The 14,019-nt window shown below is 69.9% G+C and carries 11 protein-coding genes; 8 read left to right on the top strand and 3 right to left on the bottom strand.

From position 1 onward, the window contains the following. The first annotated feature begins 9 nt into the window (after nucleotides 1-9). Together BLS66_RS01230 and BLS66_RS01225 are read left to right on the top strand one after the other, a co-directional pair. The gene (locus BLS66_RS01230; RefSeq protein ID WP_074724916.1) at nucleotides 10-1,902 is read left to right on the top strand and encodes a formylglycine-generating enzyme family protein; all 1,893 of its coding nucleotides are present in this window, start codon (nucleotides 10-12) and stop codon (nucleotides 1,900-1,902) included. 88 nt (nucleotides 1,903-1,990) lie between these two features. Beyond that, nucleotides 1,991-2,887, top strand: coding sequence for a M48 family metallopeptidase (locus BLS66_RS01225; protein ID WP_049466747.1), 897 nt, complete (start codon nucleotides 1,991-1,993; stop codon nucleotides 2,885-2,887). A 306-nt stretch (nucleotides 2,888-3,193) separates the two neighbouring features. Here BLS66_RS01225 and xseA read toward each other — a convergent pair whose 3' ends face one another. Both xseA and queG read right to left on the bottom strand, forming a co-directional pair. Continuing rightward, complete coding sequence (xseA, locus tag BLS66_RS01220) at nucleotides 3,194-4,525, bottom strand: exodeoxyribonuclease VII large subunit (protein WP_074724915.1); 1,332 nt, start codon at nucleotides 4,523-4,525, stop codon at nucleotides 3,194-3,196. A gap of 44 nt (nucleotides 4,526-4,569) precedes the next feature. Next, a complete protein-coding gene (queG, locus tag BLS66_RS01215; protein WP_053505956.1) occupies nucleotides 4,570-5,640 on the bottom strand; it encodes a tRNA epoxyqueuosine(34) reductase QueG in 1,071 nt (356 codons plus the stop codon). Nucleotides 5,641-5,663: 23 nt separating this feature from the next. On the opposite strand from queG, the gene BLS66_RS01210 reads away from it, so the two are divergent. The 6 genes from BLS66_RS01210 to BLS66_RS01185 all read left to right on the top strand — a co-directional run bounded on the left by BLS66_RS01210 (nucleotide 5,664) and on the right by BLS66_RS01185 (nucleotide 13,255). Then, nucleotides 5,664-7,148, top strand: a complete 1,485-nt coding sequence (locus BLS66_RS01210) for a bifunctional ADP-dependent NAD(P)H-hydrate dehydratase/NAD(P)H-hydrate epimerase (RefSeq protein ID WP_074724914.1) — start codon at nucleotides 5,664-5,666, stop codon at nucleotides 7,146-7,148. After that, nucleotides 7,145-7,627 carry a tRNA (adenosine(37)-N6)-threonylcarbamoyltransferase complex ATPase subunit type 1 TsaE gene (tsaE, locus tag BLS66_RS01205; RefSeq protein ID WP_053460923.1) on the top strand — a complete coding sequence of 161 codons (483 nt, stop codon included), beginning with the start codon at nucleotides 7,145-7,147 and terminating at the stop codon, nucleotides 7,625-7,627. Before BLS66_RS01210 ends, tsaE begins: the two co-directional genes overlap by 4 nt. A gap of 82 nt (nucleotides 7,628-7,709) precedes the next feature. Further along, complete coding sequence (locus BLS66_RS01200) at nucleotides 7,710-9,299, top strand: N-acetylmuramoyl-L-alanine amidase (protein ID WP_074724913.1); 1,590 nt, start codon at nucleotides 7,710-7,712, stop codon at nucleotides 9,297-9,299. 151 nt (nucleotides 9,300-9,450) lie between these two features. Then, a complete protein-coding gene (mutL, locus tag BLS66_RS01195; protein WP_074724912.1) occupies nucleotides 9,451-11,349 on the top strand; it encodes a DNA mismatch repair endonuclease MutL in 1,899 nt (632 codons plus the stop codon). A gap of 11 nt (nucleotides 11,350-11,360) precedes the next feature. Further along, nucleotides 11,361-12,290 (top strand): DUF1684 domain-containing protein, encoded by a 930-nt coding sequence (locus tag BLS66_RS01190; RefSeq protein WP_057493595.1) that lies wholly within the window; start codon nucleotides 11,361-11,363, stop codon nucleotides 12,288-12,290. A 2-nt stretch (nucleotides 12,291-12,292) separates the two neighbouring features. Beyond that, a complete protein-coding gene (locus BLS66_RS01185) occupies nucleotides 12,293-13,255 on the top strand; it encodes a TraB/GumN family protein (RefSeq protein ID WP_074724911.1) in 963 nt (320 codons plus the stop codon). A gap of 74 nt (nucleotides 13,256-13,329) precedes the next feature. Here the strand turns inward: BLS66_RS01185 and phaR are convergent, their stop codons facing one another. Further along, the gene (gene phaR, locus BLS66_RS01180) at nucleotides 13,330-13,857 is read right to left on the bottom strand and encodes a polyhydroxyalkanoate synthesis repressor PhaR (RefSeq protein WP_049466761.1); all 528 of its coding nucleotides are present in this window, start codon (nucleotides 13,855-13,857) and stop codon (nucleotides 13,330-13,332) included. Between the last annotated feature and the right edge of the window lie 162 nt (nucleotides 13,858-14,019).

Here is a 14,019-nt window from a genome sequence, read left to right as displayed (position 1 = left end):
AGACCCTGCTTGCGTTTTCCGCTGTCGTCCGTGCTGTGCACCGCCCTGGCCGTGGTCCTGGCCGGCTGCACGCCATCGCCCTCGGCGACCCCGGAGCCGGGGCCGGTGGCTGGCAAAGACGCGCGGCAGCAGGAAGGTCCGCAGGCGGACGCGACCCCGGGGAACGGGCAGGGCAGCGTCACCATTGCCGGTGAGGATGCCGCCGAGGATGTGCAGCATTGGACGCCTCCCCGGGTGGACCGGCAGGGCCGCAGTCTTTCCCAGCTGCGGCGTGCGGCCGAACAGGCGTTTGCCAAGGACCACCTTTACGAGGACGCCGATGCCGCCATTCCGTTGTGGCTGGCGGTCCAGCAGGAAGATCCGGACGACCGCCAGGCCCGGCTGGGCCTGCAACGTGCCCGCCAGCGGCTGCAAAAGCAGGCCGATGCGCTGCTGGTGCGGCCGCTGAAGCAGCGTGAAGCGCTGGCCGAGGCCAGCCGCCAGGCGCTGGTGCTGCTGACCCTGGCGCCGAAGGACGAGCAGGTGCGTGCGCTGCAGGCCCGGGTTGAGCGCGCACAGCGCGTGGTCGCCTACAACCGCGCCGGCGAGGAGGACCTGCGTTCGGGGCGCATCGGCGAGGACGGTGACGGTGCGATCGGCAACTTCCGCGAGGCGTTGGCGCTGGATGAACACAACAGCCGGGCACGGCAGGGCCTGGCGGCGGCCGAGAGTGGCCTGATCCGCCGTGCCGAGGAGGCGGCGCGCGTGCGCGATTTCGCCAGCGCGGGGACGTGGTTGGCCGAGGCCAGCAAGGTCCGCGATTCGTCACCGACCATCGCCGACGCGTTCGAGCGCATCGAACAGATCCGCGCGGCGGCGCTGCTGCAGCTGCGCGACGATGGCCTGCGCGACCTGGCGACGCCGCAGGGCCTGAAGCCGGCGCGCGAGAAGCTGGCCGAGGCCCTGCGCATCGCCCTGCCAGGTGATGCGGTGGTGGCCCAGCTGCGCGAACGCATCGACCTGGCGACCCATTACGGCAGCTTCCGCCCCGGGCAGGTGTTCAGCGACGCCATGCGCGATGGCGGGCGCGGGCCGCAGATGGTGGTGGTGCCGCACGGTGGCTTCCAGATGGGCGCGGGCGATACCGAGCCGGGCGCGAGCGATGCCGAGCGGCCCTCGCATTACGTGCGCTTCGATCGTGGCTTTGCGATGGCGATCACCGAGATCACGGTCAGTGATTTCGAGCGCTACGTGAAGGCGTCCAATGCGCGCCCGCGCGCGACCCGGCGCGGCCATTCGGTGGTCTATGACGAACGCAGCGGCAACTTCATCCGTCGCAGCGGGGTGGACTGGCGTTCGGACTATGACGGTGGCCGCGCATTGGGAAACTCGCCTGTGATGCATGTGAGCGTACGTGATGCCGAAAACTACGCGGCGTGGCTGTCCGAGCAGACCGGCCGCAGCTACCGGCTGCCCAGCGAAGCCGAATTCGAGTATGCGCTGCGCGCCGGCAGCAGTGGCCGCTATCCATGGGGCGACGCCGGCACGCCGCCGCCCGGCGCTGGCAACTTCACCGGCAGCAAGGATGTCTCGCCCTCGGGGCGGCACTGGCACAACGCCTTCGTCGGCTATGGCGACGGCTGGTGGGGGCCCGCGCCGGTGGCCAGTTTCCAGGCCAATGCCTTCGGCCTGCACGACATGGCCGGCAATCTCAGCGAGTGGGTGGCCGACTGCTGGCATGCCAGCTACCGGCGTGCGCCGTCCGATGGTGTCGCCTGGTTCAACCCGGGCTGCCGGTCGCGGGTGATCCGGGGCGGCAACTGGGCCAACGCGCCCGAGCAGACCCGTGCGGCGTGGCGGCAGTCCCAGGATTCGGACACCACCAGCGCGCGCATCGGTTTCCGCCTGGTGCGGGGCATCTGAGCGGCACCGGGCTTCACCCGCTGCTGGCGCCCGCGCACTAAGATTGCGCCGTGCCCGCCGGCCGGCGGGGCCTGCTGGACGACCCCTGATGCGCAATGATCCCTTTTCCCGCTCGCCGCAAGGCCCGCAGCGTCGCGGCCTGTTCGGCAACATCCGCTGGTGGGTGCTGCTGCTGGCGGCCGGCTATGCGGTGTTCTACTGGTTCTCCAACCGCACGGTCGATCCCTACACCGGCGAGAAGGTGATGATCGACAGCAGCCTGGACGCCCGCCAGGAGACTGCGCTGGGCTTGCAGGCGTACCAGCAGATCCTCTCGGAGGAGCCGCCGATGGACCCCAACGCGCCGATCGCGCGCGATGTGCGCGACATCGCCCAGCGCCTGATCGCCAAGGTCGATGTGGTGGAGACCGCACTGGCGCAGGAGCACGGCGTCGAGCCGGCGCATTTCGCACGTGACTTCCAGTGGGAGGTCAACGTGATTCCATCCGAACAGGCCAATGCGTTCTGCCTGCCCGGCGGCAAGATGGCGGTCTATACCGGGCTGGTGCCGGTGGCGCGCACGCGCGACGCGATGGCGGTGGTGATGGGCCACGAGATCGCCCACGCGCTGCTGCGTCACGGTGCGCAGCGCATGGCGCAGCAGAAGCTGACCCAGATCGGCCAGGTGGCCGGCGCCGCCAGCGGCATGGATGCGCAGCAGCAACAGATGATGATGTCGGCGATGGGCTACGGCTACCTGCTGCCCTATGCGCGCAGCCACGAGACGCAGGCCGACGAAGTGGGGCTGATGCTGGCCGCAGCGGCGTGCTTCGATCCCCGCGAGGCGGTGCCGCTGTGGCAGCGCATGGGCCAGGCCAGTGGTGGCCAGTCGCCGCCGGAGTTCGCCTCCACCCATCCCAATCCGGGCACCCGCATCCAGAACCTGCAGGCGCTGATGCCGAAGGCGCTCGAGTACCGGCAGAAGTTCTGCGAGCAGGCAAAGTAGGGTGTGTTGTCCCCGCGCTAGGTAGTGCCGGCCGCTGGCCGGCAACAGCAACAGCAGAAGCGGGTTTCGACAGTGTGCTGCGGTCTGTCGGAAATGCTCCTGGGGTCAGAGCCGTTTTCCCTGGGAAAGCGGCTCTGACCCCGAATTGATTCGCGATCTGACAGATTTCATCCACGCATGGCGTGGATCTACCGACCGTCCCGCCAAGCCATCAGCAATCCAGAGCCGCTTTGGCTGTTGCTGTTGAGGCTGCCGGCCAGCGCCGGCACCACCGCGGGTGCAGGGCGCAGCCCTGCCGAACCCCCTCTACTTGACCTGCACGTCGATCACGCCGTCGCCGACGCGGGCCTGCAGTGCGTCACCGGGCCGCACCTGATCGACCTGGCGTACCAGCGTGCCATCGTCGTTGCGGGTCAGGATGCTGTAGCCGCGGGCCACGGTGGCCAGCGGGCTGACCGCTTCGAGCGAGCGGGCCAGCCCGCGCAGGCGCAGCGCGTCACGTTCCAGCCGCCGCTGCAGGGCCGCCTGCGGCCGCCCACGCAGGGCGGCCAGGCGACGCTGCATCGCGTCCAGCTGGCGCTGCGGATGATGCCCACGCAGTACCGCAGACGCGTGACGCAGGCGCGCGGCACGGCGCTCCTGCTGCTGGTTGAACGCGGCATGCAGGCGCCGTCCCAGATCCAGCTGGCGGCGGCGCAGCAGATCCAGCCGCGCCTGCGGGCTCTGGGCATTCAGGCGCAGCAGGGCGCGATCGGCGCGCTGCATGGCCTGCTGCATCGCATGCCGTTGCAGCTGCACCATGCGCGCGGCCGTGCGGCGCAGGCGCAGCGCCAGTTCGCGCTGGTCCGGGACCAGCAGCTCGGCCGCCACCGATGGCGTCGGTGCGCGCAGGTCGGCGGCGAAGTCGCTGAGGCTGAAGTCGGTTTCGTGGCCCACCGCCGATACCACCGGCGTGCGGCTGGCGGCGATCGCACGGGCCAGGGCTTCGTCATTGAACGCCCACAGGTCTTCCAGCGAACCGCCGCCGCGGGTCAACAGGATCACGTCATAGCGGCCACTGGCGTCGGCAGTCTGCAACAGCCGGGTGATCTGCGCCGCGGCGCTGCTGCCCTGCACCAGGGTCGGCAGCAGGTCGACCTCCAACAGCGGGAAACGGCGGCCGAGCACGCTCAGCACGTCGCGCACGGCGGCGCCGGTGGGCGAGGTGATCACGGCCAGGCGCTGCACGTGCGCCGGCAGCGGGCGCTTGCGTGCCGGGTCGAACAGGCCTTCGGCTTCCAGGCGTGCCTTCAGCTCTTCGAACGCGCGGCGCAGCGCACCTTCGCCGGCTTCCTCCATGTGGTCCAGCACCATCTGGTACTCGCCACGCGCGTCGTACAGGGTCACCTTGCCGCGCACCAGCACGCGCATGCCTTCGCGCGGCACGAACTTCAGGTACTGCGCCTTCATCCGGAACATTGCCGCGCGCAGCTGCGCACGCGCGTCCTTCAGGGTGAAATACAGATGCCCGGAGGCAGGACGCGCCACGCTGCCCAGTTCGGCCTCGACCCAGATCGCCGGGAAGCTGCCTTCCAGCAGGTCGCGCGCCAGGGTGTTGAGCTGGCTGGGGGTGAAGATGTCGTTGTTGCGTGGCTGCATGGGAACGGCGTGCTGCAGGTGGACCGGGGCTTCAGGATCGCACGTCAGCGCACCGTGTGCTGGTCCAGCGCCCATTGCACGTGTTCGCGCACCAGCGGCGAGGGATCATCGGCGCGGGTGTGCAATGCGGCCAGCGCTTCGGCCGAGGACGGTGCATTGCCCAGCGCCACGGCGATGTTGCGCAGCCAGCGCTCATGGCCGCTGCGCCGGATCGGGCTGCCTTCGGTGCGGCGCAGGAATTCGCCTTCGTCCCAGGCGAACAGCTGGTCCAGCCGCGCGCTATCGAGGTTGTTGCGCGCGCGGAAATCGGCTTCGTCGGTGCGCTTGGCGAACTTGTTCCAGGGGCACACCAGCTGGCAGTCGTCGCAGCCGTAGATGCGGTTGCCGATCAACGGCCGCATGTCTTCGGGAATGGCACCGTCGTGTTCGATGGTCAGGTAGGAAATGCAGCGCCGCGCGTCCAGCCGCTGCGGGCCGGTGATGGCCTGGGTGGGGCAGACATCGATGCAGCGCGTGCAGGTGCCGCAGTGCGCGGTGGCCGGCGTGTCGATCGGCAGCGGGATGTCGATGTAGATCTCGCCGATGAAGAACCAGGAACCGCCATGGCGGTCGATCAGGCAGGTGTGTTTGCCGATCCAGCCGAGACCGGCGTTGCGGGCCAGTGCGCGCTCCAGCACGGGGGCCGAATCGACGAACACGCGGTAGCCCAGTGGCGCCACTTCGTCGTTGATCTGCGTCGCCAGCTTCTGCAGGCGGTTGCGCATCAGCTTGTGGTAGTCGCGGCCCAGCGCGTAACGCGCCACGTAGGCGCGGCCCGGGTCGGCCAGCGTCGCCCAGGCCTCGGTGTCGTCCTTGTGGCTGTAGTCCATGCCCACCGAGATCACCCGCACGGTGCCGGGCAACAGTTCGGCGGGGCGTGCGCGCAGGGTGCCGTGGCGCGCCATCCAGTCCATCGTGCCGTACAGGCCCTGGCCCAGCCAGTCGGCCAGGTGCGCTTCATCCTCGCCCAACTCGATGCCGGCGATGCCGCAGCGCTGGAAACCATGCGCGCGGGCCAGTGCGCGGATGCGCTGCACGGCCTGGGCCGGATCGACGGGGGCGGGGGCGGGGGACATGTGCACCAGTATAAAATCCCTGCATGGCCAACCTTGCCGATCTGTTCGATTCCGCTGCCGCGCGTGCGCTCGATGCGCAGGCCTCGGCGCTGGCCGCCGAAGGCGGCTGGGACCTGATGTCACAGGCCGGCCAGGCCGCTTGGCAGTGCCTGTTGCAGCACTGGCCGCAGGCGCAGCGGATCGGCGTGGTGGTCGGTGCGGGCAACAATGGCGGCGACGGCCTTGTGCTGGCCCGCCACGCGCTGCAGGCCGGGCGCGAGGTGAGGGTGGTCGCCCTGCCGGGCAGGCCGCCATCGACTGCGCTGGCACAACGTGCAGCATCGGACTTCAGCGCCGCAGGCGGCTCGGTCATCGATTTCGACGGTGCGCTGCCGCAGGCCGATATCTGGGTCGATGCCCTGTTCGGGCTGGGCTTCGATCGCGCGCCAGAGGGTTCGGCGCAAGCGCTGATTGTCGCGCTCACTACGCAGGCGGCGCCGGTGCTGGCGCTGGATGTCCCCAGCGGCGTCGACGCCGACCGGGGGGCGGTGCCGGGCGTGGCGGTACGTGCGGCGTTGACCCTGCAGTTCATCGTGGCGCATCGCGGGCTGTACACCGGTGACGCGCTGGATCATTGCGGGCAGAAGCACCTGGCGCCGTTGCAGGTGCCTGCCGCCGCCTGGCAGGGCGTGGCACCCGCTGCAGAGCACTGGACGCAGGCGCGCCTGCCGGCCCTGTTGCCGCCGCGCCGTGCCAATACCCACAAGGGCGAATCCGGGCACGTGCTGTGCGTGGGCGGCAACCATGGCAGCGGCGGCGCCATCGCGATGGCGGCTGAAGCCGCGTTGCGCGCAGGTGCGGGGCTGTTGAGCCTGGGGACCCGCCGCGACCACGTGGGGCCGCTGCTGGCGCGGCTGCCCGAAGCGATGACCCATGCGCTGGAAGACAGCGATGCACTGCCGGCCTTGCTGGACAAGGCGAAGGTGGTGGCGATCGGACCCGGGCTGGGCCAGGACGAATGGGCACGCGCCCTGTTTGCGCGCGTGCTGGCCAGCCCCCGCCCCCTGGTGCTCGATGCCGACGCCCTGAACCTGCTGGCACAGGACCCGCGCGCCTTGCCCGCTGCCATTCTCACGCCGCACCCGGGGGAGGCCGCGCGGCTGCTCGGTTGCAGCACCGCCGACGTCCAGTCCGACCGCTATACCGCAGCGCAGGCGCTCGCCGAGCGCTTCCACGCGGTGGTCGTGCTGAAGGGGGCCGGCAGCATCGTGGCGGCGCCTGGCCAGAGGCCACGGTTGATTGCCGCCGGCAACCCCGGCATGGCCGTCGGTGGCATGGGCGACCTGCTCACCGGCATCATCGCCAGCCTGCGCGCCCAGGGCCTGGCAGCGTTCGATGCGGCTGCTGCGGGTGCCTTGCTGCACGCACTGGCCGGCGACAGGGCTGCCGCTGACGGTGCGCGTGGCCTGCTTCCTACTGACCTGCTGGCGCCGCTGCGGCGACTGGCCAACCCGGAACTCTCGCCATGACCGATTTCTTCCTTGCCGACAGCGATGCCACCGAACTGCTCGGGCAGTGGCTGGCGGCGACCCGCCCGCCGCAGGCGCTGGTCGAACTGCGCGGCGACCTGGGGGCCGGCAAGTCCACCACGGCCCGCGCGCTGCTGCGCGCGCTGGGCGTGCAGGGCGCCATCCGCAGCCCCACCTACACCCTGGTCGAGCGCTATCCGCTGGCCACCGGTGGTGAGGCCTGGCACCTGGACCTGTACCGCATCGGCCAGGCCGGTGAGCTGGATTTCCTCGGCCTGGACGAAGGCAGCGCGGTGCTGTGGCTGGTCGAATGGCCCGAGCGGGGCGCCGGTGCGCTGCCGCCAACCGACCTGGTGGTGGCGCTGGAGATCGAAGGAACGGGGCGTCGCGTCCGTCTCACTGGAGCCAGCGACGTGGGTCGTGAATGGCTCACGCGGCTGCCCAGCGGTGGTGACTTGCAGGCCATTTCTGTCGGCTGACGAGAACAAACATCGGCAGGTTACGGATTATTAAGGAAAAAGGTGTTGCATTCCGTTCAGCGCGGTGATTGAATCCTGAGCCATGCGCCCGGGGAACCGTCTCATCGCCATCTGTGCCGCCGTCGGACTGGGTCTGGCGAGCGTCAGTGCGTGGGCGGGCGAAGTCCGCCAGGTGCTGCTGAATACCGGCGCCACCGGCACCCGCGCGGAGATCTCGCTGGTGGGCAGTGGCGGCTACAAGACCCTGTCGCTGGCCAGCCCGAACCGCCTGGTGGTCGATTTCCCCGACTCCAGCGCGATACGCAACCTGAAGATGCCGGCCGCGCAAGGCGTGGTCACGGCGGTGCGTACCGGGCAGCCGGTTCCGGGGACGTTCCGTGTCGTCTTCGACCTCGCCGAATCGGTGGCCCCGTTCCGCCCGCAGATGCAGCGCGAGGGCAATGAATCCAAGCTGGTGATCGAATGGCCGGGTGATGGCCCGGCCGTGGCCGCCAGCCGCCCGGCGGCAACGCCGGCCGTGCACTCGCAGGCGCCTGCTGCGGGGGCTGCGCCCGCACCCGCTCCGGCCGCGTCCAGCCCGGTTGCCAACGCTTCGTCGCGTACCGATGCTGCACGTGCCACCGCCCTGCTGACCGCGCAGGTCCAGCAGCAGGCCAGCGCCACGGCCGCCGCACCGGCCGCGCCGACGCCGGCGCCGTCCACCGCGCCGGCCCAGGTCGCTGCGGCCGGGGTCACGGCCAGCAGCAGCCCTTCGTCGTCCCCGGCCGCGATCCTCGCTGGCCAGCGCACCGCTGCGGTGGTAACCACGCCGCCGTCCACGGTTCCGGCACCGGCGCCGACGCCGACGCCGGTCGAGCCGCCGCGTCCGGCCATGCCCAGCGATGCCTCGCGCATCCGCATGCAGCCGGGCATGCGCCACCTGGTGGTGGCGATCGATCCCGGTCACGGTGGCCAGGACCCGGGCGCGATCGGCCCGACCGGCAAGCGTGAGAAAGACGTCACCCTGGCGGTGGCGCGCGAACTGGCCCGGCAGGTCAACGCCACGCCGGGCCTGAAGGCTTACCTGACGCGCGACAGCGACGTGTTCATCCCGCTGCCGATGCGTGCGCAGAAGGCGCGCGCCAACAAGGCCGACATCTTCATCTCGATCCACGCCGATGCGGCCGAGAATCGATCCGCCACCGGCTCGTCGGTCTACGTGCTGTCGACCAAGGGTGCGTCTTCGCAGCGCGCCCGCTGGCTGGCCGACAAGGAAAACGCGGCCGACCTGGTCGGCGGCGTGCGCCTGCAGCAGACCGAGGGCACCCTGGCCAACGTGCTGCTGGATCTGGCGCAGAGCGGCTACATGAAGGCGTCGGAAGACGCGGCCGGTCATGTGCTGGGTGGCCTGAAGCGGATCGGCAACAACCACAAGCCGAACATCGAGCGCGCCAACTTCGCCGTGCTGCGCACGTCGGACATGCCGGCGATGCTGGTGGAAACCGCGTTCATCTCCAATCCGGATGAAGAGCGCCGCCTGATGGACCCGGCCTACCAGCGCAAGGTCGCGGGCGCGGTGCTGGATGGCGTGCACACCTTCTTCAGCCGCCAGCCGCCGCCGGGTACGCTGTATGCCGCCCGCGCCCAGGCCGAGATCGACGCGGCCGGCACCATGGCCGGCGGCAGCAAGTAACCCGCCGAAGGCGGGTTACCGCTTTCTGTAGCGTCGACTGTCAGTCGACTACGCGCGCAGCGCGGGGGCGGTGCCCGGCGAAGAGCAGTCGACTCTACGTGCGCAGCCTCCGCTATCATCGACCCATGAAGTCTGCTGCCCATCACCACCCATGAGTGCGCCCGGTCCGCGTCCGATCCGGCCGTTGCCGGACATCCTGATCAACCAGATCGCCGCTGGCGAAGTGGTCGAACGGCCCGCGTCGGTGGTCAAGGAGCTGGTCGAGAACGCGATCGACGCGGGCGCCAGCCGCGTTGATATCGATCTTGAAGAGGGCGGCGTGCGCCTGATCCGCATCCGCGACAACGGCAGCGGCATCGCGCCAGAACAACTGCCGCTGGCGGTGTCGCGGCACGCCACCAGCAAGATCGCCGACCTGGACGATCTCGAATCGGTGGCCACGCTCGGCTTCCGGGGTGAAGCGCTGCCGTCGATCGCGTCGGTCAGCCGCTTCACCCTGTGCTCGCGCCGCGCGCACGACGAGCACGGCTCGGCGCTGCAGATCGAAGGCGGCAAGATCGGCGAGGTGACGCCCCGCGCGCATGCGCCGGGCACCACCGTGGAAGTGCGCGAGCTGTTCTACAACGTGCCGGCGCGGCGCAAGTTCCTGCGCGCCGAGCGCACCGAACTGGGCCATATCGAAGAATGGCTGCGGTCGCTGGCGCTGGCGCGGCCGGATGTCGAACTGCGCGTGTCGCACAACGGCAAGGCCTCGCGCCGCTACAAGCCGGGCGATCTGTATTCCGACGCGCGCCTTGCCGAAACGCTGGGCGAGGATTTCGCCAACCAGGCGGTGCGCGTGGACCACAGCGGCGCCGGCCTGCGCCTGCACGGCTGGATCGCGCAGCCGCACTATTCGCGCGCCAGCGCCGACCAGCAGTACCTGTATGTCAACGGCCGTTCGGTGCGTGACCGTAGCGTGGCCCACGCGGTGAAGATGGCCTACGGCGACGTGCTGTACCACGGCCGCCAGCCGGCGTATGTGCTGTTCCTCGAGCTGGACCCGACCCGCGTCGATGTCAACGTGCATCCGGCCAAGCACGAGGTGCGCTTCCGCGATTCGCGGCTGGTCCATGACTTCGTCTATCGCACGTTGAAGGATGCACTGGCCGATACCCGCGCGGGCATGTCGGCGCAGGAGATCGGTGCCGGTGCTGCGCAGCCGGTGGATGCCACGGCCGTGCCCACCGCATCGGGCGCCTCCGCTTTCGGGCTGGTGCGCGGCCCGGCACCCGGGGCTGGCTCCGGTGGAGGCGGTGGTGGCTTTTCCGGATGGCGACCGCAGCAGCCGCTGGGCCTGCAGGTGGCCGACGCGCCGGCTTCCTATGCGGCGCTGTATGCCACGCCGGCAGGCGCCGAACGTGCAGTGGCACTGCCGCCGATGCCGAGCGAGAACGGGTTGCCGGTGACCAGCGCCGACGCGGGCGTGCCGCCGCTGGGCTATGCGATCGCGCAGCTGCACGGCATCTACATCCTGGCCGAGAACGCCGAAGGCCTGATCGTGGTCGACATGCATGCGGCCCACGAACGCATCGGCTACGAGCGCCTGAAGAACGCGCACGATGGCATCGGCCTGCAGTCGCAGCCGCTGCTGGTGCCGATCACCCTGGCGGTGGGCGAGCGCGAGGCGGATACCGCCGAAAGCGAAGCCGAAACCCTGGCGGCGCTCGGCTTCGAGGTGACGCGTGCCGGCCCCGGTTCGCTGCATGTGCGCAGCATTCCGGCGCTGCTGGCGCATGCCGAACCGGAAGGGCTGCTGCGCGACGTGCTGACCGACCTGCGAGAGCATGGGCAGAGCCGCCGCGTGGCCAGTGCCCGCGACGAACTGCTGTCGACCATGGCCTGCCATGGCGCGGTGCGCGCCAACCGGCGCCTGACCGTGCCGGAAATGAACGCGCTGCTGCGCGACATGGAGATCACCGAGCGGTCCGGCCAGTGCAACCACGGCCGGCCCACCTGGGCCCGTTTTTCGCTGGCGGAGATCGACCGCTGGTTCCTGCGCGGACGTTGAGGGGAGCATCGATGCGTTATCGGGGAATGGCGGGCCTGCTGGCCGCCTGGATGTTGGCCGCCTGCAGCCCGGCGCCGCCGGCGGCGCCAGCGGTCACTGAAGATCCGGCCTACGCGGCCGCGCAGCAGCAATGGCGCGTGGCGCGCTACCAGGACCTGACCCGGCCCGATGGCTGGACGGCGCTGGTGGGCCTGCACTGGCTGCAGAACACGTCGCACTTCGTCGGCAGCGGTGCGACCAATGGCATCCGCCTGGCGGTCGGACCGGACAAGCTGGGCCTGCTGCGCCGCGAGGGCACGCAGTGGTGGTTCACGCCAGAGACCGGCGTCGACGTCAGCCATGAGGGCCAGCCGGTGCGCGGCCGCATCCGCGTCGACACCGACAAGGACGCGCAGCCGACACTGCTGGCGTTCGATGGCGGCAAGGGCCAGCTCAGCATCATCCGTCGCGGGCCGCGTGATGCGCTGCGGGTCAAGCACGCCGATGCGGCGGCGCGCCGTGATTTTGCCGGCCTGCAGTATTGGCCGGGCGGGGCGGACTGGCAGGTGCAGGCGCGCTTCATCGCGCATCCGCCGGGCAAGACGATCCCCATCGTCGACATCACCGGCTTGACCACCGAGATGCCCAACGCTGGTGCGGTCGAGTTCGAGCGCGATGGTCGCAGCTGGCGCCTGGAAGCCATCGGTGCGCCCGGGCAGCCGCTGTTCCTGATCTTCGCCGACCGCACCAGCGGCCACGGCAGTTATCCGGCCGGTCGCTACCTGGATACCGATGCACCTGCCGCCGACGGCACGCTGCGCATCGATTTCAACCATGCCTACAACCCGCCGTGCGCGTTCACCGCCTACGCCACCTGTCCGCTGGCACCGCCGGAGAACCGGCTGGACCTGCGCGTGGAAGCGGGCGAAAAGGCGTACCACCTGCCTGAAGGAGAAGGCTGACGATGCCGATCAACCACCTGTTCCGTGCCGCGCTGCTGCTGGCGGCCTGCGCGGTCGCACCCCTGGCCGCCGCCCGCGATGCCCAGGCCGCCCCCGCGGCGGCCGCGACCGCAACGGCGGCCAAGCCGCCCGTGCCGCTGTTGTGGAAAGTCACCGGCCCGGGCGATGCCCGCGTGTACCTGCTGGGGTCGTTCCACCTGCTTAAACCGCAGGACTACCCGCTGTCGCCCGATGTCGAACAGGCATTCGAGGCCTCGCAGCGGGTGGTGTTCGAGCTGTCGCCGGAAGACATGCAGTCGCCACAGCTGGCCAGCCGCATGGTGCAGGCCGCGACCCGCACCGATGGCAGCGAGCTCAAGCGTGATCTGGATGCGGCGACCTGGCAGAAGCTGCAGGCCTTCGCTGCGCAGAACCAGTTGCCGCTGGCGCAGATGCAGGGCATGAAGCCCTGGTTCGTCGGCCTGAGCATTTCGGTCGGGCAGATGCAGAAGCTGGGCCTGGACCCGGCGCTGGGCCTGGACCGCCACTTCATGGAGCGTGCGCAGAAGACGGGCCGCAAGACGGCGGGCCTGGAGGACATCGATACCCAGATCGGCATGCTCGACGGGATGACCGTGCAGGAGCAGCGGCAGATGCTGGCCGAAGCGCTGGACCAGGCCGGCAAGGCCGATGAGCAGGCGCGGCTGCTGCATGATGCATGGCGCCGCGGCGACGAGCGCCTGCTGTGGACCAAGATGGCCGCCGAAATGCGCCAGCAGTATCCGCAGCTGTACCAGCGCATCAACACCGGGCGCAATGATGCCTGGATACCCAAGCTGCAGCCGTACCTGCAGGCCGGGCAGGGCGGTACGCTGGTGGTGGTCGGCACGCTGCACCTGCTGGGCAGTGATGGCGTGGTCGAGGAGCTGAAGGCGAAGGGCTACAAGGTCGAGCGGGTGTGTACCGCATGCAGGGCGAAACGCTGACGCATCGTTGGCATGGTTCCAAGCAAAACGGCGCGCCAGGGGCGCGCCGTTTTCGTTCCCGCCGGTGCTGCAGCTCAGCGGCGGGTCTTGCCGCCGGTGCCGGTGCCCGGTTCGCCGGGCTTGTTGCCGGTTCCCGTTCCGGTGCCGCCCGGGCGCGGGCCGCCGAAGCCGCTGCCCATGCTGCGCTGGAATTCCTGCCACAGTTCCAGGTTGCGCTCGGTCAGCTGGTTCATCATCGCCCACGGGGTCTGGCCCAGCAGGTTGCCCATCTGCTGGCGGAACTGCTGCTGCTGGTCGAGGAAGACCTGCATGCTGCGCTCCAGGTAGTTGCCCATGAAGCCCTGCAGGGAATCGCCATAGAAGCGGATCAGCTGGCTCAGCAGCTGGGTGGACAGCATCGGTTCGCCGTCCTGCTCCTGGTCGGCGATGATCTGCAGCAGGACCGAACGGGTGAGGTCGTCGCCGCTCTTGGCGTCGCGGACTTCGAAGTCCTCGCCGTCCAGGATCAGCTGGCGCACGTCCTCGATGGTGATGTAGCTGGAGATCTCGGTGTCGTAGAGACGGCGGTTCGGATACTTCTTGATGATGCGGGTCGCAGCCATTGAAGCGGTCACTCGTCACAGTAGGTGCGCAGCATGGCGCAGTGCAGCAGCCGTTGCAACCGCCCCAGCCCCCGCCAGGCTTGGCTTTCAGGCTCGATCATGTTGCGCAGCAAGGGTTTGCGTGCTGCGCAGCATGGCCTGTGGCAGGGGCCGGCAGCAGTG

It is taken from the genome of Stenotrophomonas pavanii (assembly GCF_900101175.1).
Classification (GTDB): domain Bacteria; phylum Pseudomonadota; class Gammaproteobacteria; order Xanthomonadales; family Xanthomonadaceae; genus Stenotrophomonas; species Stenotrophomonas pavanii.
This window is presented reverse-complemented; position numbering and strand designations above follow the sequence as displayed.